Origin of the sequence: Desulfovibrio sp. Huiquan2017 (genome assembly GCF_017351175.1) — a bacterium.
Taxonomy (GTDB): Bacteria; Desulfobacterota; Desulfovibrionia; order Desulfovibrionales; family Desulfovibrionaceae; genus Pseudodesulfovibrio.
In genome coordinates, this window is record NZ_JAFMPN010000007.1 from 119,295 (window position 1) to 138,008 (window position 18,714).

20 protein-coding genes are annotated in these 18,714 nt (G+C 61.7%); 5 read left to right on the forward strand and 15 right to left on the reverse strand.

The window, feature by feature from the left end:
* Positions 1-190: 190 nt before the first annotated feature.
* The 8 genes from glyA to J0909_RS07370 form a co-directional block, all read right to left on the reverse strand.
* The gene (glyA, locus tag J0909_RS07335) at positions 191-1,429 is read right to left on the reverse strand and encodes a serine hydroxymethyltransferase (RefSeq protein WP_207261710.1); all 1,239 of its coding nucleotides are present in this window, start codon (positions 1,427-1,429) and stop codon (positions 191-193) included.
* 747 nt (positions 1,430-2,176) lie between these two features.
* Positions 2,177-3,415, reverse strand: coding sequence for a beta-ketoacyl-ACP synthase II (gene fabF, locus J0909_RS07340; protein WP_207261712.1), 1,239 nt, complete (start codon positions 3,413-3,415; stop codon positions 2,177-2,179).
* Between the two features lie 102 nt (positions 3,416-3,517).
* Positions 3,518-3,751, reverse strand: a complete 234-nt coding sequence (locus tag J0909_RS07345; protein WP_207261714.1) for an acyl carrier protein — start codon at positions 3,749-3,751, stop codon at positions 3,518-3,520.
* A 35-nt stretch (positions 3,752-3,786) separates the two neighbouring features.
* A complete protein-coding gene (fabG, locus tag J0909_RS07350; protein WP_207261716.1) occupies positions 3,787-4,530 on the reverse strand; it encodes a 3-oxoacyl-[acyl-carrier-protein] reductase in 744 nt (247 codons plus the stop codon).
* 140 nt (positions 4,531-4,670) lie between these two features.
* Positions 4,671-5,657: a beta-ketoacyl-ACP synthase III gene (locus J0909_RS07355; protein ID WP_207261717.1), complete on the reverse strand. Its 987-nt coding sequence runs from the start codon at positions 5,655-5,657 to the stop codon at positions 4,671-4,673.
* A 78-nt stretch (positions 5,658-5,735) separates the two neighbouring features.
* The gene (plsX, locus tag J0909_RS07360; protein ID WP_207261719.1) at positions 5,736-6,785 is read right to left on the reverse strand and encodes a phosphate acyltransferase PlsX; all 1,050 of its coding nucleotides are present in this window, start codon (positions 6,783-6,785) and stop codon (positions 5,736-5,738) included.
* On the reverse strand, positions 6,778-6,957 hold the full coding sequence (gene rpmF, locus J0909_RS07365; RefSeq protein ID WP_207261721.1) for a 50S ribosomal protein L32: 180 nt from the start codon (positions 6,955-6,957) through the stop codon (positions 6,778-6,780). The genes plsX and rpmF overlap by 8 nt, the downstream gene beginning before the upstream one ends.
* Positions 6,958-7,022: 65 nt before the next feature.
* A complete protein-coding gene (locus J0909_RS07370) occupies positions 7,023-7,544 on the reverse strand; it encodes a YceD family protein (RefSeq protein ID WP_207261723.1) in 522 nt (173 codons plus the stop codon).
* A 229-nt stretch (positions 7,545-7,773) separates the two neighbouring features.
* Between J0909_RS07370 and rpmB the strand changes: the two genes are divergently transcribed.
* Together rpmB and J0909_RS07380 are read left to right on the forward strand one after the other, a co-directional pair.
* Entirely contained in the window at positions 7,774-7,989 is a 216-nt protein-coding gene (rpmB, locus tag J0909_RS07375; protein ID WP_207261725.1) for a 50S ribosomal protein L28, read from the forward strand.
* A gap of 249 nt (positions 7,990-8,238) precedes the next feature.
* Positions 8,239-8,526, forward strand: coding sequence for an SHOCT domain-containing protein (locus tag J0909_RS07380; RefSeq protein WP_207261727.1), 288 nt, complete (start codon positions 8,239-8,241; stop codon positions 8,524-8,526).
* An 88-nt stretch (positions 8,527-8,614) separates the two neighbouring features.
* On the opposite strand, the gene gltX is transcribed toward J0909_RS07380, so the two are convergent.
* The 4 genes from gltX to J0909_RS07400 all read right to left on the reverse strand — a co-directional run bounded on the left by gltX (position 8,615) and on the right by J0909_RS07400 (position 12,512).
* Positions 8,615-10,012: a glutamate--tRNA ligase gene (gene gltX / locus J0909_RS07385; RefSeq protein ID WP_207261729.1), complete on the reverse strand. Its 1,398-nt coding sequence runs from the start codon at positions 10,010-10,012 to the stop codon at positions 8,615-8,617.
* A gap of 214 nt (positions 10,013-10,226) precedes the next feature.
* Positions 10,227-10,448, reverse strand: coding sequence for a NifU family protein (locus tag J0909_RS07390; RefSeq protein WP_207261730.1), 222 nt, complete (start codon positions 10,446-10,448; stop codon positions 10,227-10,229).
* Positions 10,449-10,574: 126 nt separating this feature from the next.
* On the reverse strand, positions 10,575-11,642 hold the full coding sequence (locus J0909_RS07395; RefSeq protein WP_207261732.1) for an HDOD domain-containing protein: 1,068 nt from the start codon (positions 11,640-11,642) through the stop codon (positions 10,575-10,577).
* A gap of 243 nt (positions 11,643-11,885) precedes the next feature.
* Complete coding sequence (locus tag J0909_RS07400; RefSeq protein ID WP_207261734.1) at positions 11,886-12,512, reverse strand: MBL fold metallo-hydrolase; 627 nt, start codon at positions 12,510-12,512, stop codon at positions 11,886-11,888.
* Between the two features lie 65 nt (positions 12,513-12,577).
* Here J0909_RS07400 and J0909_RS07405 point away from each other — a divergent pair, with 65 nt between their 5' ends.
* Positions 12,578-13,744, forward strand: coding sequence for an SGNH/GDSL hydrolase family protein (locus tag J0909_RS07405; RefSeq protein ID WP_207261736.1), 1,167 nt, complete (start codon positions 12,578-12,580; stop codon positions 13,742-13,744).
* On the opposite strand, the gene J0909_RS07410 is transcribed toward J0909_RS07405, so the two are convergent.
* Positions 13,741-13,929 carry a hypothetical protein gene (locus J0909_RS07410; RefSeq protein ID WP_286181862.1) on the reverse strand — a complete coding sequence of 63 codons (189 nt, stop codon included), beginning with the start codon at positions 13,927-13,929 and terminating at the stop codon, positions 13,741-13,743. The genes J0909_RS07405 and J0909_RS07410 overlap by 4 nt on opposite strands.
* 109 nt (positions 13,930-14,038) lie before the next feature.
* Here J0909_RS07410 and J0909_RS07415 point away from each other — a divergent pair, with 109 nt between their 5' ends.
* Entirely contained in the window at positions 14,039-14,557 is a 519-nt protein-coding gene (locus tag J0909_RS07415; RefSeq protein ID WP_207261738.1) for a hypothetical protein, read from the forward strand.
* A complete protein-coding gene (locus J0909_RS07420; protein WP_207261740.1) occupies positions 14,554-15,183 on the forward strand; it encodes a YajG family lipoprotein in 630 nt (209 codons plus the stop codon). Before J0909_RS07415 ends, J0909_RS07420 begins: the two co-directional genes overlap by 4 nt.
* Before the next feature lie 209 nt (positions 15,184-15,392).
* Here J0909_RS07420 and J0909_RS07425 read toward each other — a convergent pair whose 3' ends face one another.
* The gene (locus J0909_RS07425) at positions 15,393-16,781 is read right to left on the reverse strand and encodes a sigma-54-dependent transcriptional regulator (protein WP_207261742.1); all 1,389 of its coding nucleotides are present in this window, start codon (positions 16,779-16,781) and stop codon (positions 15,393-15,395) included.
* 4 nt (positions 16,782-16,785) lie between these two features.
* The gene (locus tag J0909_RS07430) at positions 16,786-18,711 is read right to left on the reverse strand and encodes a two-component system sensor histidine kinase NtrB (protein WP_207261744.1); all 1,926 of its coding nucleotides are present in this window, start codon (positions 18,709-18,711) and stop codon (positions 16,786-16,788) included.
* Positions 18,712-18,714 lie beyond the last annotated feature (3 nt).

The following is an 18,714-nucleotide window of genomic DNA, read 5'->3' on the forward strand; positions in this document are numbered from 1 at the left end:
CGAAAAGCAAGATGATTTCGCCTCCGGCGGGCAAGGACTCGCTCCTTGCATCCCGTTTTTGCGCCTCCGGCGCGATCCTTTTTCCTCCACGCGACTTTTCGCCTATGAAAAGGGAGTTAAAAGTCCCCCCAAAAAAACCGCCCCGCCGACAGACGTCGGCGGGGCGGCCTGATTTCGGTTAACCCGAGGCCTACCAGGCGAAGAGCGGGAATTCGCGGGCGAACTCCTCGACTTCGTCGGCGATGTTGGTCAGGGCCTTGTCGTCGTTCATGTTGTCCAACGCGGCGACGATGGCTTCGGCAACCACGATCATGTCCTCTTCGATCATGCCGCGGGTGGTCAGGGCCGGGGTGCCCAAACGGATGCCCGAGGTCTGGAACGGGGACTTGGTCTCGAACGGGATGGTGTTCTTGTTGGCCGTAATACCCGCCTTATCCAGAGCGATCTGGGCATCCTTGCCGGTGTAGTCCTTCTCGGACAGGTCCAGCAGCATCATGTGGTTGTCGGTGCCGCCGGATACGAGCTTGTAGCCCGCCTCGGTCAAAGAAGCGGCCAACTGCTTGGCGTTCTTGACCACCTGCTGCTGGTACTCCACGAAACCGGGAGACAGGGCTTCGCCGAAGGCCACGGCCTTGGCCGCGATGACGTGCATGAGCGGGCCGCCCTGGATGCCGGGGAAGATATTGGAGTTCAGTTCCTGCTCCAGATCGTCGGTGCTCAGGATCATGCCGCCGCGCGGGCCGCGCAGGGTTTTGTGGGTCGTGGTCGTGGTGTAGTGGGCGTACTCGATGCAGGACGGATGCTCACCTGCGGCGATCAGGCCCGCGATGTGGGCCATGTCGACCATGAGCTTGGCCCCGACCTCGTCGGCGATGGCCCGGAAGCGGGGGAAGTCGATGATGCGCGGGTAGGCGGACGCGCCCGCGATGATCATAGTCGGCCGGTGTTCCTTGGCCAAGGCCTCGACCGCGTCGTAGTCGATGGTCTGGGTCTCGCGGTCCACGCCGTAGTGCACCATGTTGAAGAGCTTGCCCGAGAAGTTCACCGGGGAACCGTGAGTCAGGTGCCCGCCGTGGGACAGGTCCATGCCGAGCACAGTGTCGCCGGGTTTGCAGGCCGCGAAGTAGACGGCCATGTTGGCCTGGGAGCCGGAGTGGGGCTGGACGTTGGCATAGGTCGCGCCGAACAGCTCTTTGGCGCGATCGCGGGCCAAGTCCTCGACCTCATCCACGAACTCGCAGCCACCGTACCAGCGCTTGCCCGGGTACCCTTCGGCGTATTTATGGGTCATGACCGAGCCCTGGGCCTGGCGCACGGCCGTGGACACGAAGTTCTCGCTGGCGATGAGTTCCAGCTTGGAGACCTCGCGGTCGATCTCGTCGGTAATGGCGGCGGCGACCGCCGGGTCCTGGATAAACAGCTCTTCCATGGTGGTATCCTCTGAAGTAAAATGTGGATGCGAATGGCTTCCCAGTCCAAGCGGGGAGTTTGGCGATCCTCGCGCCACCTCGACGGTTACGGCTTTTTCACCGCTCCCGGCAGGCGCTCCCGCCGTGCCCCGTGCACTGGAGATCCGTCCTTATATCAATACGGAACACTCGTTCAAGCTGTCCCGGTTGTGCTGCGAGAGGGATGTGCATGCCCCCCGCCATATCCATTTCGCGGGGGGGCGCAGGCCCCCCTCACGCCCGCCCCTTGTATCCGGCATATATAGGGTAAGGCAAGAAAGTTTGGGCCAAAAACAGAATTTCCTTCCCTTCCGCCCGTGAAACGCCGCCCCAAAAAACAGGGTGGGAAACGGACAAACCGACGGCCGTGGCCCGGCGGGAAGGCTCGCCCTATTGAGCTCCCGAAAAGAGAACCACCAGCGATTGGAAGTTGTTACGTGATCTCCCGCTTATGAAAGAGAGAACCGACGCGACAAATCCCCCAAAGCGACCTCGCCCTTTCGCGCCTAAGGTAAAAATGGGATGCAAGGGCGCGAGTCCTTGCCCGCCGGAGGCGAAATTATTTTAATTTTCGCCGCAAAGCGACCTTCAACACCTGGTTTTTCCCAGAGAGTTAAGGGGATAGTTCCCTAAAGGATACGGCGCTGACAGACGCTTTGCCTGCAAGAGGGAACGGACAGGCAAAAGAAAGGGCCGCTTGCGCGGCCCTTTCCTTCAGCGGTATGTCATTATCCGTCGAATCGTTTAAACAGAATGCAGCCGTTGGTGCCGCCGAAGCCGAAGGAGTTGGACAGGGCGTATTCGGCCTGTATCTCCTGCGGTCCGTCGACGCAGATGTCGAGGTCGCATTCCGGGTCGGGCGTTTCGCGGTTCACGGTGCCGGGGATGATGCCCTCGGACAAAGTCTTGACGGCAAAGACTGCTTCCACACCACCCGCCGCGCCCAGCAGGTGCCCGATCTGGGACTTGTTGGCGCAGATCTTGATGTCGTAGGCGTGGTCGCCGAAGACCTTTTTGATGGCCCGGGTCTCACACAAATCATTCAGGTAGGTGGAGGTACCGTGGGCGTTGATGTGGTCGATCTCGGAGGGATCGACCTTGGCCTCGCGGACGGCGGCGGCCATGGCGTAGGCCATACCCGAACCATCTTCCGGCGGAGCGGTCATGTGGTAGGCGTCGCCGGACGCGCCGTAGCCGACAACTTCGGCCAGGATTTCCGCGCCGCGCGCCTTGGCGTGCTCCAGGGATTCCAGAAGCAACAGGCCGCACCCCTCGCCCATGACGAAACCGGTGCGATCCTTGTCAAAGGGGCGTGAGGCCTTTTCCGGCTCGTCGTTGCGCACGGACAGGGCTTTCATGGCGTTGAATCCGGCCACAGCGAGATGGGAGATGGTCGATTCGGCCCCGCCACAGATCATGGCATCCACGCGGCCCATGACGATGTCGGTATAGGCCGTGCCGATGGCGTGAGTGCCGGAGGCGCAGGCCGTGGTGGTGCAGATATTGGGGCCCATGGCTCCGGTCTCGATGGACACCTGTCCGGCCGCCATATTGGCGATGATGGTGGGGATGAAGAAGGGCGAAACCTTTCTCGGTCCCCGTCTCAGCAGCTTCTCGTGACTTTCCTCGATACCCTCAAGGCCGCCCAGACCCACGCCGATGATGGTGCCGACGCGGTCTCGTTCGTTCTCGGGGATGGTCCAGCCGGCGGCGTCGAGAAGCATGCGCGAAGCGGCCACCGCATACTGGGTGAACAGCTCCATGCGTTTGGCTTCCTTCTTGCCGATGTACGGATCGGGATCGAATCCCTTGACCTCGCCCGCGATGGTCGTGGCGTAGTCCGCGCTGTCGAACTTGGTGATCCGGCCGATACCGGATTTCCCGGCCAGGAGGTTCTGCCAGCTGGTTTCGGCGTCGTTGCCGAGAGGCGTGACGGCGGCAACACTGGTAACAACTACCCTGTTCATAGTACCTGCCCGTTAGGTCTGGTTTGGTGCAACAAAAGGAGCGTCTTACACCGCCATGGTGCGTAAGACGCTCGCAGTGTATAATTTTCTATTCGATCAAGCCTACAGGGCCTTCTGAATGTGCGAAATGGCGTCGCCGACCTTGAGGATCTTTTGGGCGTCTTCGTCATCGATCTCCAGGTCAAATTCCTCTTCCATGGCCATGATCAGTTCGGTCAGGTCCAGGGAGTCGGCGCCCAGGTCTTCGACAAAAGCGGCGGTTTCGACCACTTCGTCTTCGGACACACCCAGTTGATCCACGATGATCTCTTTCACTTTCGCTGCTACGTCGGACATGATTTCCTCCACTACCAAATGAGTTTTTTGCTTAATTACATGTACATGCCGCCATTCACGCCCAGCACCTGGCCGGTGATGTACCCGGCTCCGGGGCCAGCCAGGAAGGAGACGGCGGCCGCGATATCCTCGGACTGCCCGAGGGTTTTTAATGGAATTTGTTCGAGCATGGCTTCGACAACCTTTTCGGGCAATGCCGCCGTCATGTCGGTCTCGATGAAACCGGGGGCCACGGCATTGACCGTGATGTTGCGCCCGGCCAGTTCGCGAGCGGCGGATTTGGTCAGGCCGATGAGGCCCGCCTTGGCGGCCGCGTAGTTGGCCTGGCCCGCATTGCCCATTTGGCCGACCACGGAAGTGATGTTGACGATCCGCCCGAAACGCTGCTTGCCCATGATCTTGGACGCTTCCTTGAGGAAGACGAAGCAGCCGGTGAGGTTGATCTCGATGACCTTGTCCCAGTCCTCGTCCTTCATGCGCATCATCAGGCCGTCGCGGGTGATGCCCGCGTTGTTGACCAGAACGTGCAGTTCGGCTTTGCCCTTGATCTCGTCCTTGAAGAATGCGGCCACGGCATCGCGGTCGCCGGAATCGAGCTGGAAGGCTCGGGCCTTGCCGCCCGCCGCCTGGATGGAATTGACCACGTCCTCGGCGGACTCGGGACGGCTGACATAGGTCAGGAAAACCTCGAAACCGTCGGAGGCCAACTTTTCGGCCACGGTTCGTCCGATGCCACGGGAACCGCCCGTAACCAGGGCGACTTTGGGAAGATCGCTCATCAGATATCCTCGTCTCGTTCGCTTATGGTCAGGACCCCATATACCAATTGATCACGGACTGCAAATTGGCCTCGGGGTCGGAACCAGCAAGTTTATTCCCTATTCGTCCGCAAAAAGCAAACAAACAGGCGTTTTAAAATCTAGAACCGAATCAGGGCCGCGCCCCAGGTGAACCCACCGCCGAAGGCCGGGATAAGGACGAGGTTCCCCGGCTTGATGAAGCCGGTGCGCACGGCCTCGGCCAGGGCCACGGGGATGGCGGCGGCAGAGGTGTTGCCGTATTTGTGGATATTGGAAAAGACGCGTTCTTCGGGGATGTCGAAACGGCGGCCCACGGCGTCGATGATGCGCTGGTTGGCCTGGTGCGGCAGGAGCACGTCCACGTCGGACTTTTGCAGTCCGTTGCGCTTCAGGATGGCCTCGGAAATGTCAGTCATGTTGCGCACGGCGTGCTTGAAGACCTCGCGCCCCTGGAATTCGACGAAATATTCGGGCCCCACGGCCTCGCCCAACTTGTAGGAGTAGGCCGAACCGCCGCCGTTGACCGAGAGCAGATCGCCGAGCGAACCGTCGGCCGCGAGCATGACGTCCAGGACCTCGGGGCCGTCGCCGGGCGCGCCCGCGGTCAGGACCGCCGCGCCGGAGGCGTCGCCGAACAGGACGCAGGTGGACCGATCCTCCCAGTTCATGCGCCGGGTGACGATCTCGCTGGCGACCACCAGGATCTTGGCTTCGGGCTCCAGGCAAAGCAGGCCGCGCGCGGTCTGCAATGCGTAGAGAAATCCGGAGCAGGCAGCCGCGACGTCCATGCACATCTGTCCGGTGAGGCCGAATTTTTCCTGCAAGCGGCAGGCGGCGGACGGAATCATGGAATCCGGAGTGAAGGTCGCGCAGAGGATGTGGGTCAACTCGGAGGGATCCACGCCCGCGTCGGCCAGGGCCTGCTTCGAGGACTCGAAGGCCAAGTCGGAAGCGGCCTGCCCTTCGGCGGCCAAGTGCCGTTCCTTGATCCCCGTGCGGGTGGTGATCCACTCGTCCGAGGTATCGACGATTTTTTCGAGATCGGCGTTGGTCAGTATCTTCTCAGGAGCATACAGGCCAAAGCCACGAAGGATAAAGCTGATCATGGATTGGGTGTTTATGCCAATGGCAATGCGCGGTCAAGCTGCGCAAGTTTTTTCACATCCCGCGGGGCGCGGGAGGGGTCAGGCCGCGTCCCTGTCGGGTTTTGCGGCCAGTTCCTTGTGGGCGGCCAGGCCTTCGGCCAGATGGCCGTGCACGTTGTTGCGCACGCTGGTAGCGGCCATGCGAATGCAGTTGGTCATGGCCAGCTCGTTGGACTTGCCGTGGGCCACGATGACGATGTCCCGCAACCCCAGAAGCGGCGCTCCGCCGTACTCGGCGTAGTCCACGAGCTTCTTGACACGCTTGAAAGCGCCGAGGGAAAGCAGCGTGCCGAGCATTGACAGCAGGCTGGACTTGAGCTCGTCCTTGAGGATGCGACTCAGAGAACGGGACAGGCCTTCGGAAAGCTTCAGGGCCACGTTGCCCACAAAACCGTCGCAAACCACGATATCCACCTCGCCGGTAAAAATATCGCGGCCCTCGACGTTGCCGATGAAGCGCAACTGGGAACGCTTGAGCAGATCAAAGGCTTCACGCACGGCGGCGTTGCCCTTGCCCTCCTCCTCGCCGATGGACAGGATGCCCACGGACGGGTCCTTGAAACCCAGGACATGCCGGGCCAGGGCGTCGGCCATGAGGGCGAACTGGAGCAGGTGCTGGGGCTTGGAGTCCACGTTGGCACCCACATCGATGAGCACCACCGGCTTCTTCTCGGTGGGCATGATACCCGCCAGAGCCGGACGCAGCACACCGGGGATGCGCCCCAGAACGAACATGCCGCAGGCCACGGTCGCGCCGGAATGTCCGGCCGAGACCACGCCATGCGCGTTGCCGTCCTTGACCAGGCGGCAAGCCACCTGGATGGACGAATCCTTCTTGCGCCTGAGCGCGTCGGCGGGCTTGTCGCCCATTTCCACCACTTGGGAGGCATGCACGACGTCGATGTCCAGCCCCTTGGCGTCGCATTTCGCGAGCTCGGCCCGGACACGCTCCGCGTCACCGACGAGAACGATGGAAATGCCCTCGCGCGCGGCAGCCACGGCGGCGGGCACGACGATGCGGGGACCGAAGTCTCCCCCCATGGCATCCACGGCGATGCGTGGAGCCTGGACGGATTCGGTGCTAGGCATCTTTGCCATCAATCACCTGACGGCCCTTGTAGGAGCCGCAAACGGAGCAGGCGCGATGGGGCAGAGTGGGTTCACCGCACTCGCAGTAGATGACGTTGGGAGTGGCGACTTTGTCGTGAGCGCGGCGCATGCCCTTACGGGACTTGGACGTTTTCTTCTTGGGGACAGCCATGATATATACCTCGTATTGATTTGTTCTCAACCGGATGCCCGAAGTAAAACTCCGAGCAAGGGGCGTTACTTTATCTTCAAGTCGCGGAAAACCGCAAGCCTTTCATCGCCCTCTTCCGGCTTGCAGGTGCACTCGCCGGTATTGAGGTTCGCGCCGCAGCCGGGGCAGATGCCTCCGCACTCCTCGGAGCACAGGGGCTTGAACGGCAGGGCCAGAGCGAATTCTTCCCAGAGGATGGAGCCCATGTCCAGTTGCAACTGGCCGTTCTCCACGCGCACGCGCGGCTCGCCCTCGCTCTCCTCGCCGTCGGGCAACTGCTCGAAGGCGTCGAAGCTCGTGTCGATCGAATACTCGAAAGGCTCGGCGCAACGGTCGCAGACAAGCTGCACGGACCCGGCGAGGGTACCGCGCACCAGCGCCCCGTCCTCGGACTGGGGCAGGACCGTAAACTCGGCTACCAGATCGCGGCCGGGACGGACGCCCAGCTTGAACGCGCGCCACGCATCGCGCCAGAACGTCTGGTCGTCGAAGGTGAAGTCCTTGCCCTCTGCGGCAACATCGCTGATCGTCAGCCAGAATTCAACCATGATCCTCTCCGTAAGCTCCGGTTTCCCCGGGCTGGGGTCTCCGGCTCCACGGCCGGACAACCGGTGCTTCCTATATGGTAACAAATTCTCCTGTCAAGAAAAAAACCCTTGCCATTTGTCGCGGGGCTCGGTAAGAATTCTCTCCCGCTGTTCGGAGAAGCTACCACGACCCGGCAGCACTGAACAAACGAAAATAAACTATTTCCTTAGAATACATCAGGAGGTCGCAATGTCTCAGGTTTGCGATATTTGTGGAAAGGGTCCCCAGACCGGCAATAATGTCAGCCACTCCCACATCAAGACCAAGCGCCGCTTCATGCCCAACCTGCAGAAGGTCCGGCACCAGCTTGAGTCCGGCCAGGTGGTCAGCATCAAGGCCTGTACCCGCTGCATCCGCAATGGTGCCGTGGTCAAGCCCGTGGCCTCCCAGAAGACCGAGGCCTAAGCCCCGCATTTCATTTCGGCATCAAGTGCCAAGCTGCCATCGGCCATAGCCGGTGGCAGCTTTTTTGCGTCCAATCCCCTATCGGCCGACAGCGCGCCCACTGTGCAAGACTTTGCCTTCCCGGGCGCAGCCTTTTGCACACTTGCACATGGTTTCTCTTCAGTACAATTCTATAACTAATTAATTTTTTTGTATAATTCATTTGGCACGCCCCATGCTACCTCACCGTAAACACGATCTGGAGGCGACATGGAGTATTTAACCGCATTCGGCAACTGGTGTTCCGGTCCGGGACTGTGGCACGGCGGCGGATTCGGGGGATGGGGCGGTTCCCTGGGAATGGCCTTCCCTCTCGGAGGGATCTTCCAACTTCTGGTCATCGGCCTGATCATTTATTTCACGGTGCGCCTGATCCGCAAGCCCGCCACACACTCGGGACCGGGCACACCGCACGACATCCTCAAGCGCCGTTACGCAGCCGGTGAAATCGACCGGGAGACGTACCGCGCCATGCAGGATGAGCTCGGCAACAGCTAGGACATATACACACCTCCCCATGCAAAGGGCCCCCGCCGGAACGTTTCCGGCGGGGGCCCTTCCCTTGTTGCGCATGTCGGAGCGCGACCTACAGTTCCACGGCCCTGCCGATACGGGCGAGGGTCTGGTCCTTGCCGAGCACGACCATGGTTTCGAACAGACCGGGGGATTGGGTCTTGCCGGTGATGGCCACCCGGAGAGGCTGGGCGATGGCCTTGAACTTGATGCCCTTTTCCTCGATGAACCCGCGATGCAGGTCTTCCAGGGCAGCCTCGGTGAATTCGTCGAGCCCGGCCATGCGGTCGGCGATCTCGGTCAGCAGCGGCTTGGTCTCCCCGGTCAGGAACTTCTTCACCGCCGCCTCGTCGTAGGCCAGGGATGCGGCGTCCTGAATGAACGGACGGGCCTGCTCCAGCATGTCCACCAGGGACTTGGCCCGAGGCTGCAACAACGGCGCGATCTTGGCGAACTGCGCGCGGCTGACGGCCTTGGCCTGGTCCTCGCCCACCTCGCGGGCCAGGAAGTCGCACAACAGCCCGGCCAGCCGGTCGGGGTCGGCCTTCTGCATGTATTGGCCGTTGACCCACTCGAACTTGGTCAGGTCGAAGACCGACGGCGAATTGCCCAGGCCGTCCGGAGTGAACAATTCAACCATCTCATCCATGGTGAACAGTTCCTGGTCGCCGTGGGACCAGCCGAGTCGGGCCAGGTAGTTGGTCACGGCCTCGGGCAGGTAGCCCATCTTCTCGTATTCCATGACGGACAACGCGCCGTGGCGCTTGGAAAGCTTCTTTTTGTCCGGGCCGAGGATCATGGGCACATGGCCGAACTCGGGCACGTCCCAACCCATGGCGCGGTAAATGAGAATCTGACGCGGGGTGTTGTTCACGTGGTCGTCGCCACGCAGCACGTGGGTCACGCCCATGTCGTGATCGTCCACCACCACGGCCAGGTTGTAGGTCGGGGTACCGTCCGAGCGGCGCAGGATCATGTCGTCCATTTCGGTATTTTCCACCGAGATGAACCCCTTGACCAGATCCTTGTAGCCCGTGGCGCCCTCTTGCGGAGCCTTCAGCCGGACCACGCCCGAGGTCAGCCCCCTGTCGCGGCAGGTGCCGTCATATTTGGGCTTGCGGCCTTCCTTCATGGCCTTCTCGCGCATGGCGTCCACGGCCTCCTTGCTACAGTCGCAATAGTAGGCGTGGCCCGAGGCCAACAGTTGGTCGATGACCTCGTTGTGCCGGGCCGCGCGTTCGGACTGGAAGACGATCTCGCCGTCGTGGGCCAGGCCCAGCCAACGCATGGAGTCGATAATGGCGTCCGTGGCCTCCTGCGTGGACCGTTCGCGGTCCGTATCTTCGATGCGCAGGCGAAACTCGCCGCCCATGGACCGGGCCAGGAGCCAGGAAAACAACGCGGTGCGCGCACCGCCGATATGCAGAAACCCGGTGGGGCTCGGCGCGAAACGGGAAACGACCTTGGTCATGGCAATGCCTCCGGCGGCCAGGGAACCTTTTGAAAAAGGTTCCCTGGACCCTCCAAAACTTTTTATCGCCGCTTCGCGGATGGTGCGAACGCGGCGTTTTTTTATTTATGCACTATGTCGAATGACGCCTTCCGGCCTATTCCCCGTTGCTATCCCCTCGCGAAGCGACCCAAAAAGTTTAGAGAGGGGATGGGGGCCGGGGGCACCTCTGCCGCTACACGGCTTCGACGCCCTTCACTTCGGGGATTTCCTTGAGGATGATCCGCTCGATGCCGTTTTTCAGGGTCATCTGGGACATGGGGCAGCCCTTGCAGGCCCCGGTCAGGCGGACCTTGACGATGCCGGAGTCGGTGACCTCCACCAGTTCCACGTCGCCGCCGTCTCCCTGGAGCATGGGGCGAACCTTGTCGAGCACGGCTTCCACTTTTTCTTGCATGACAAAACCTCCGTTGATTCGGGTTCGGACGGAACATCTACGGCCTGGTGCGCGCATTGTCAAACCCGGCGCACCGGGACCATTGGAATTTCAGGGTAGCCAAAGACGCCGGTTTTTGGGAGTCGCCTAGCGGGTGAGAAGAACGGCGAAAGCCTCTTCCAGTTCCTCATCCAGATCCGCGACCATCTCGTCCATCCGCTCCGGGGTAAAATTCATGGACGCCCACCCCTCGGCGGAAGGCGGCTGGACGAAGAATTCGCCGCTGGAACCGACGCCCAGGCCGGTGGCGATGGTCTCGGCGCAGTGAACCAGAAGCGGCTCGGCCTCCTTGTGCCCGGGCTTGGGCTGGTGATGTTCGAGCACGGCCGAGACCAGGACGTAGGGGAAATTCCATTTGCGCAGGAGCATGCCGCCCAGGGTGGCGTGATCGAACCCGAGCAGGGCCCTTTCCTCGACGAACAGGACCTCGTCCTTGGCCCGGGCATGGGCATGCACGGCCGTGGCCCGCTCCGGCTCCACCTGAAGGAGAATGAGCTGGCCGATGTCGTGCAGCAGGCCGGAGACGAAGGCGCGTTCCGGATCGCCCTTGCCCGTCATGCGGCACAGCCGCCGGGCGATGAGCCCGCAGCAGATGGAATGCTTCCAGAACTGCTCCATGTCGATGACGTCGGCGGGCACGTCCTTGAACAGGGACATGACCGAAGTGCCCACGGCCAGGGTGGAGAGTTGGTTCACGCCGACCACGGTGACCGCCCGGGAGATGGTGTCGATCTGCATGGGCAGGGAGTAAAAGGCGGAATTGACCATGCGCAGGAGAAAGGCCGTCAGGCCTGGATCCTGGCTGATGATCTCGGCCAGGTCGTCGGCCGACGTGGACCGGGAACCGATGGCCTGCTGCAATTCGAGAAAAACCTGGGGCAGGGCCGGAAGCTGGTGGTCGTGGCGCAGGATGTCCAACGGGTCCAGGGGCAGGACCTCGGCCAGGCGGGCTTGGCCCTCAAGCCGCCCGTACCGATGCGGGTTCACGGACATATCCTTGGCCACGTGCCGGACCCCGAGACGGGCCAGCCGCTTCAGGGCGTCGTCCGGCTTCCGGATGAACCGGAATCGTTTGGTCAGCAGTTTTTTCGCCGCTTCAACTGTTGCGGGCGCGATCGGGATTTCGACCTTCCCTGGGACGCTCTCTTCTGCCATCTGTCGATCCTCAATGGTTATGGAAGCCAGCCGCCTGCACCATAATAGAAGAGACGTAGAGTTTAAAGCGTTTTTTCCCGCAAACGGGACGCGCGGCCTAGATCAGCTGGAAATCGTATTGCAGCCGCAGGCGAGCTTGACAGCCGTTCCCGCCGCCCTCCCAAGCAAGAGGGTATCGTAAGGATTCGCCACAGCCGCCACACACGCGGGGAAACGGCTTCCATTCCGCAACAGGCTGATTTTTCAAAAAATAAAATGCGGATTGTTCGCTTTTTCATGGCTCACGGTGGTCATGGGACCATGGCCGGAATAAACGCGGGTGGCGTCGGGCAGGGTAAAAATGCGCGAACGGATGGAGGCGAGCAGTTCCGAGGAGCTGCCGCGCGGCAGGTCGGTACGCCCCACGGCGATCATGAACAGCAGGTCGCCCACGAACACGCACCCGGCGGCCGGAAAGAAGTAGGACAGGCCGCCCGGCGTGTGCCCGGGGGTGTCCAGGACGAGCATAGGCTGGTCCAGCACGGTGCGCCGTCCTGGGCCGATGGCCGTGTAGGGGAAGTCGATGTACTGCGCGAACTCCCGGTTGCCCCCCGCTTCGAAGGAAAATTCCCTGAGGAATTCATCTTCGGGACTGGCGAAGACCGGGGCGGGAACGGCCTCAAGGAGTTCCTTGACCCCGCCGATATGGTCCAGGTGAAAATGCGTCAGGAACACGCCTTCCAAAGTCAGGCCCAGGGCCGTGATGCGTTCGATCAGCCGCCCCGGCTCCATCCCGACGTCAACAACCACGGCACGGCCGTCCATGCTCACCAGGTAGCTGTTGGCCTCGTCCGGACCGAGGATGAAAGTTTCTATGGTCAGTATCGCCATGGCTTGCCCTGTCTCGATTCAATGCGTATGCAATAGATGACATTAACGATTTCGCGAGGATAAGAATGCTGCACTTCCTGGGCAACTGTCAAATGGATTTCCTGTCCCGGGCCGCGGCCGCACTGGGGTTGCCCGTGATCCACCGGGAACTGGCCTCGCCCATGACCCATGCCAGCCACCCCGCGGGGGTTCCGTCCGCGCTGGACCGGCTCGTCCGCGAGCACGGTCTCGCCGACGCCTTCAACGGCCGCCAGCCCGAGTGCCAGTTCGGCCTGCCCGACGGCGAGCCGCCCGCCCTGCTGGTCTTGAATCTCTTCCACGAGACCAGCCCACTCTTCCTGCACACCGAAGACGGCTTCATCTTTCACATGAATCCGGCGGCCTGGCGCAACGCCCCCGCCCTGGCCGCCTGGATGGACGCCAACTGCCGACGCATCGCGCCCAATCCGGCCACGTACCTGAAGCGGTTCGGGCAGTTCCTGGCGCTCGTCCGCGAACGCTTCGCCAACACGCCGATACTCCTGGCCACCCGCCTCAACCACTATCCGGCCTTCGGCCCGACGCCCCACTCCTACCTGGAAAATTGGGAAGACTTGAGCCGTGAAGCCCCGGCCCACTACGCGCTCTGGGAGCGCGAACTGAACGTGCGCCCGCTCGACGTGAACCGCGTATTCGGCGGTATCTGGCGGGAATCGGACGGTGCCATTGAGCCCCACTGCCCATTTCTCAAGATCGAGCTTGCGGAACGGGACGGCGCGGTGGTCGGCGTGCGCGCCTCACGCGACGTGGAGCACGTCGGCCCGCTGTGGGCCAGGCTGGCCGACAAGGTCGCCGCCTTCCTGAAGACCGGGGAAATCCGCTACGAGGCGCGGGAGACCGTGCCTCCGGAATGGAACCGGCCATGGCACCCCACGGTCCTGGACGAGGAGGCCGTCATCGACCGGTTCGCCAGCGAACGCAACTACCCCTGGGCCGAAGCCGTGGGCAGCTTCTTCATGGACCTTTCGCGAGACCGCACCCCCCTGCTGGCCGCATCCGGCGAATTCATGCCCGTGTGCCACAACACCCTGCACATGATCCGGGCCTACGGCCGCATCTTCAAGAACCCGCTGCTGGCGACCTTCTGCGACACCCACCGCCCGGCCGCCGAGGCCTTCACCGACAACGGCCCGTTTTACCGAACCGAGTACCTGGCCCGCCTGGACGAGATACGGGCGCACGCGCTGAGCTAGCCGAATCGCCGCCCGTGTCGCCAATTAGGATCAGGCGCGGTCCATCTCCCGGGTTTTACGTCATAGCCGCGCCAGCCGAAACGGACGAAGCCGAGATCCCGGCCGTGCAGGCCGCCGACGAAGCCGATGGGCAGACGCAGGGGCGGGTTGGTGTCCTCAATGACCCCGCCGAACGGGTCGCTCAACCAACTGACAATTTTATCATTGCCAGAGTACCATTTTGGCGATACCTACCAACTGCTCATATGAACATTCTTCAATTATTTCTCTGGTCCACCGCAAAAAGGAATTAGCATGGTGAACAAACAAAGGACAAGTGCTGTGTTAGCCGCTTTGGTGCTCATTTCATTATGCGCTTGTCAGTACTCCACACAGACCAGATATAATTATTCTGAAGTCGGCCAGGTTCAGGTTGTTCAATTCGGTACGGTTGTTGCTGTAAGGGATATCGATATCTATGGAGAAAATAGCGGAGCGACAGCTCTCGCCGGTGCGGCCGGAGGGGCGGCCCTGGGGGCCGGCACGGGAAACGGATTCAGCAGTGTTGCCGGTGGAGTTGCTGGAGCAGCAGCCGGCGCGGCCCTTGGCTCGGGACTTGAGCAAGCCATCAGAAGGCGTGGCGGCGTTGAATATACGGTGGTCCTACAAAATGGAAAGACGATAACCGTAGCTCAGAATGTTTCCGAAAAAGATACCATTCTTGAGATCAACGACAGAGTCATGGTTCAAATAAATGGACAATATCAACGTGTATTGCCAGCCAACAATCTTCCAGAAGAAATAGAAAAACCAAAAGGTATTAAATTAAAATGAAGATACTAGCTCCTCTCTTTGCGTTGTTTGTATTATCCGGTTGCGCGATGACGGTCGATAAGATCGACGTTCCTTACCAAGGTGCTGCGAACATTACGATTGTTGAAGGTGCTGAGAATGTTCCCATCACTGTCACGCACGAAGACAAGCGTACCGTGTACAAGGATCGTGTAGGCACCAAAAAGAATGGCTACGGCATGGAAATGGCCGAGATCGTAGCTACTAACGATATCGCCCAAACGGTTGCGGATGGTGTTGCGTTCGAACTTGCAAACGAAGGCTTCAAGATCGGCGATGAGGGGAAAAATATCAACGTAAAATTAATGCGTCTGTATAACGATTTTAAGATGGGTTTTTGGTCCGGCAGCGCAGTTGCCGACGGCTTAGTCCAAGTCGAAGTCCGTGAAGACGGGAAATTAGTCTTCTCAAAATCTTACGAAGGCGGCGGCGTTGAGGAAAGCATACAGCTCGCAAGCGGTAAAAATGCACGAGCGGCTCTGATCAAGGCGATGACCGACATTGTTACGAAGATCACTCAAGACCCGCAACTCCATTCGGCACTACTAAAACCCGTTCCATCCTCTGAACAACCCCTTGCCGAAACAGAAAACGCGGAGAAGTTGTAAGCCTGTGTAGGCGACAGCTCAAAGGGAAACGTTTTCACGCCGCCCCACGAGGCCTTGCGATTAGGCTTTCCTTTAACCCGTTCGCTAAGGGCACTACCACTTTCACAACGCTGAACAACACCCAAAATCGGGCCGCCCGTCCTTTATGGTCGAGGCGGCCCGTTTTTTTTGCTTTATGCATGGAGAAGGAGCCCTGTCGCTAGTGGCCGCTAACGCCGCGTAAGTCCATATTTCTTGAGTTTGTATTGCAGCGTGCGGCGGCTGATCCCCAGGGCCTCGGCCGTGCGTTCGCGGTGGTTGCCGTTTTCTTCGAGGGCCTGGATGATGGCCTGCTTCTCGGCTTCTTCGAGATTGGCGGGAGTCGGCTGGGGACGCCCGCCGTGGGAAAACTCCATGTCGATGACGTTTTCCCGGGCCCCGGTGATCTGGGGCGGCAGGAGATCCGGGCCGAGCGCATCGGACCGGGAGAGGATCAAGGCGCGTTCCAGGACGTTTTCCAGTTCACGCACGTTGCCTGGCCACTCGTAGCCGGACAAGGCGTCGAGAAAGGCCGGGGTCACGGTACGGATGATCTTGTTGTTCTTGTTGCCCAGGCGGCGAAGCAGGAAGCTGACCAGAAGCGGCAGGTCCTCCTTGCGTTCGCACAGCGGCGGGATGCGTATTTCGAGCACGGCCAGACGGTAGTAAAGGTCCTCGCGGAAACGGCCCGCCTCAACCTCCCTCTTGAGATTGCGGTTGGTGGCCGCGATGATCCGGGCGTCCACCTGGAGGGTGCGCACCGAGCCGAGCGGCTCAATGGTTTTCTCCTGGAGGGCGCGCAAAAGCTTGGCCTGAAGGGCGGCGGGCATTTCGCCGATCTCGTCCAGGAACAGGGTGCCGCCGTCGGCCAGTTGAAACCGGCCGGGTTTGTCCTTGACCGCGCCGGTGAACGCGCCCTTTTCGTAGCCGAAGAGCTCGGATTCGAGAAGGTCGTCGGGCAGGGCCGCGCAGTTGACCTTGATGAGCGGTTTGTCGGCCCGCGGGCTGGCCCGGTGGAGCCCCTCGGCGACCAATTCCTTGCCGGTGCCGCTCTGGCCGAGGATGAGCACCGTGGCCTCGGTGGGCCCGGCCTGGGCAATGAGGTCGCGGACCCGCTCGATGCCGGGGCTGCCCCCGATGAAGTCGGGCTCGCTGCCCACTTCGGCGCGCAGCCGGGCATTTTCATCCAAAAGTTTGTGATATTCGAATGCTTTACCGAGAACGGCGGTCAACTCGTCGTTGTCGGCGGGCTTGGTCAGATAGTCGAAGGCTCCGCGCTTCATGGCGTCCACGGCGGAGCCGACGGAGCCAAATGCGGTCAGCAGGACCACAGGCATGGAAGGCCGCCGGACCTGGAGCTCCTTGAGCAACTGCATGCCGTCCATGCCGGGCATCTTCATGTCCACCATGGCCACGTCGGGGTAGGTGTCGGATTCGGCCTCCTCGGCCAATACGGTCAGGGCGCGTTCGCCGGATTCGGCTTCGAGCACGGTCCAACCGTCGTCTTCGAGCACGGCGCGGACCATCATCCGGTGCCCCGGTTCGTCGTCCACAATCAACGCGATACGTTCTTCATTCATGAATCTATTCCTTGTCTGCCGCAGGCGGCGGGTCGGGGAAGAACAACTTCATCTCGGCCCCCCGGCCTGGTTCGGATTCGATAAGCACCCGGCCCTTGTGGGCGCGCATGATGTTCTGGACAATGGCCAGCCCCAGTCCGGTACCGGTCTTCTTGCCCGTGACGAAAGGCTTGAAGACGTCGTCGCGGATGTCCGGATTCATGCCCGGGCCGTCGTCGGCCACGATGATCCAGACGCCCTTGTGGCCGCGCATGGAAACCAGCCGGACGTGGCCGGGCTTGTCGCACTCGGCGCACCCCTGGATGGCGTCCAGGCTGTTGGAAATAAGATTGAGCAGGACCTGCCGGAGCGCGTCCGGGTCGGCCCAGACCGGCTCGGGCCCGAAGTCGAACTCCGGCTCGATCTGCTTGTCCTCAAAGTCGAAGCGCATGAGCTGCCGAAGCGAGTCGCCGACCTTGAACATGTCGATGAAGACCGGATCCAACTGGCGCGGCCGGGCCAGGTAAAGCAGGTCCGTGACCACGCGGTTGAGGCGGTCCGCCTCCTGGACCATGGCCGTGGCGTACTGATCCAGCGGAGCCTGGCCCTTGAGCTTGGTGGCGAAGAGCTGGGCGAAGCCGCGCAGGGAGGAAAGCGGGTTGCGCACCTCGTGGGCCACGCCCGCCGCCAGCGAACCGATGGCGGCCAGCCGCTTGGCCTCGTTCAGGTCCTCCTCCAGGGAGCGGATCTCGGTGCGGTCCCGGATCAGGACCAGCCGCTGCGCCTGCTCCGGGCCGTCGTCCTCGTCGTGTTCCTGGAACGGCAGGAAAAGGATCTCCAACTGGCGGCCCTGATAGTCGAACTGTTCCCACTCCACCGGGCCGGACGGCGGGTTCTCGCTGGTCTGGCGGCCAAAGTCGAAATCCCGCCAATTGGCGCCGATGATCTCGGGCGGCACGGGCGCGTCGCCGCCTTTTTTCCCGTCCTTGCCCCGTCCCTTGGCGCTCCCTTCCTTGCCGCCCGCGTCCGGGGAGTCCTCCAGGCCGTCCGTATCCCCGGACTCCTCGTCCGGCATCGGGGCGAGCAGCTCCAGGGCCGAGCGGTTGGCGGCCAGGATTTCGCCGTCCTCGGCCAGGGTGACCAGGCCGTCGGGCATGTTGTCCAAAAGCTTGTTCTGGAACCGCTCCAGGCGGATGAGCTTGCGGCTCGCGCCCCGCCTGCGCAAGTAGGCGAAGGCCAGGGACCAGAGGACCACGGCGGCCAAGAAAACGTAGCCGGTCTGGTACGTGGCGGCCTGCCGGTACTGGCGGAATTGGCGCATGTGCTTTTCGGCGTTGAGGCCGACCACCAGGTAGACCTTGGACTGGACGTCCTCGTCGAACATCATGCCCGGGCCCATGCCCTGCCCGAGCCCCCGGCCCAGACCGTTGCGCCCCTGCCCCCCTTCGTCCGGGGACAGGCCGAGGAGGGAGGCGACGCCCGCGCGGACCTGGAGCCCGGACAAAAGCACGCTGGTCTTGTCCACTTCGGCCATGACGTGCCAGGCGCGGCCGGGTTCGATATCCTCGGCCACGGCGTCGGGCAACTGGAAGATGGGGTGGTTGTTCTTCTTGACCGAGGTGACGATGGGATGCCCGGTACGGTCGAACAGGGTGACGAACTCGATGTCGTCGGACTTGGCCAACTCGGTGAAAAGCTCCTCGGTCATCGTCCGGAACAGGGTCGAGGACTGTCCGCCCATGCGCAGGGTCCGGGCGATGCGGAAGATGTTGTTGTCCACGCCGCGCAGGATGGAATTGCCGGTCATGACCATGTGGTCCTCGACAATCTTACGCTGTTGGGCGATGGACTGCCAGGTCAGGTAGAGACTGCCCAACCCCAGCACGATAAGCGCCAGGACCAGGGCGACCAGGGGGCCTTTCTCCCTGCCTTCCGGATGGACGACCTCCATGGT

Excerpts from the sequence above, each read along its gene's own strand:
- J0909_RS07380 (WP_207261727.1), top strand. The coding sequence starts at position 8,239 with ATGGAGTATTTAACCGCATTCGGCAACTGGTGTTCCGGTCCGGGACTG.
- J0909_RS07400 (WP_207261734.1), bottom strand. The coding sequence starts at position 12,512 with ATGGCGATACTGACCATAGAAACTTTCATCCTCGGTCCGGACGAGGCC.
- fabG (WP_207261716.1), bottom strand. The coding sequence starts at position 4,530 with ATGAGCGATCTTCCCAAAGTCGCCCTGGTTACGGGCGGTTCCCGTGGC.
- J0909_RS07355 (WP_207261717.1), bottom strand. The coding sequence starts at position 5,657 with ATGATCAGCTTTATCCTTCGTGGCTTTGGCCTGTATGCTCCTGAGAAG.
- J0909_RS07415 (WP_207261738.1), top strand. The coding sequence starts at position 14,039 with ATGGTGAACAAACAAAGGACAAGTGCTGTGTTAGCCGCTTTGGTGCTC.
- glyA (WP_207261710.1), bottom strand. The coding sequence starts at position 1,429 with ATGGAAGAGCTGTTTATCCAGGACCCGGCGGTCGCCGCCGCCATTACC.
- J0909_RS07370 (WP_207261723.1), bottom strand. The coding sequence starts at position 7,544 with ATGGTTGAATTCTGGCTGACGATCAGCGATGTTGCCGCAGAGGGCAAG.
- rpmF (WP_207261721.1), bottom strand. The coding sequence starts at position 6,957 with ATGGCTGTCCCCAAGAAGAAAACGTCCAAGTCCCGTAAGGGCATGCGC.
- J0909_RS07345 (WP_207261714.1), bottom strand. The coding sequence starts at position 3,751 with ATGTCCGACGTAGCAGCGAAAGTGAAAGAGATCATCGTGGATCAACTG.
- J0909_RS07395 (WP_207261732.1), bottom strand. The coding sequence starts at position 11,642 with ATGGCAGAAGAGAGCGTCCCAGGGAAGGTCGAAATCCCGATCGCGCCC.
- rpmB (WP_207261725.1), top strand. The coding sequence starts at position 7,774 with ATGTCTCAGGTTTGCGATATTTGTGGAAAGGGTCCCCAGACCGGCAAT.
- J0909_RS07420 (WP_207261740.1), top strand. The coding sequence starts at position 14,554 with ATGAAGATACTAGCTCCTCTCTTTGCGTTGTTTGTATTATCCGGTTGC.
- J0909_RS07390 (WP_207261730.1), bottom strand. The coding sequence starts at position 10,448 with ATGCAAGAAAAAGTGGAAGCCGTGCTCGACAAGGTTCGCCCCATGCTC.
- fabF (WP_207261712.1), bottom strand. The coding sequence starts at position 3,415 with ATGAACAGGGTAGTTGTTACCAGTGTTGCCGCCGTCACGCCTCTCGGC.
- J0909_RS07430 (WP_207261744.1), bottom strand. The coding sequence starts at position 18,711 with ATGGAGGTCGTCCATCCGGAAGGCAGGGAGAAAGGCCCCCTGGTCGCC.
- J0909_RS07405 (WP_207261736.1), top strand. The coding sequence starts at position 12,578 with ATGCTGCACTTCCTGGGCAACTGTCAAATGGATTTCCTGTCCCGGGCC.
- plsX (WP_207261719.1), bottom strand. The coding sequence starts at position 6,785 with ATGCCTAGCACCGAATCCGTCCAGGCTCCACGCATCGCCGTGGATGCC.
- gltX (WP_207261729.1), bottom strand. The coding sequence starts at position 10,012 with ATGACCAAGGTCGTTTCCCGTTTCGCGCCGAGCCCCACCGGGTTTCTG.
- J0909_RS07425 (WP_207261742.1), bottom strand. The coding sequence starts at position 16,781 with ATGAATGAAGAACGTATCGCGTTGATTGTGGACGACGAACCGGGGCAC.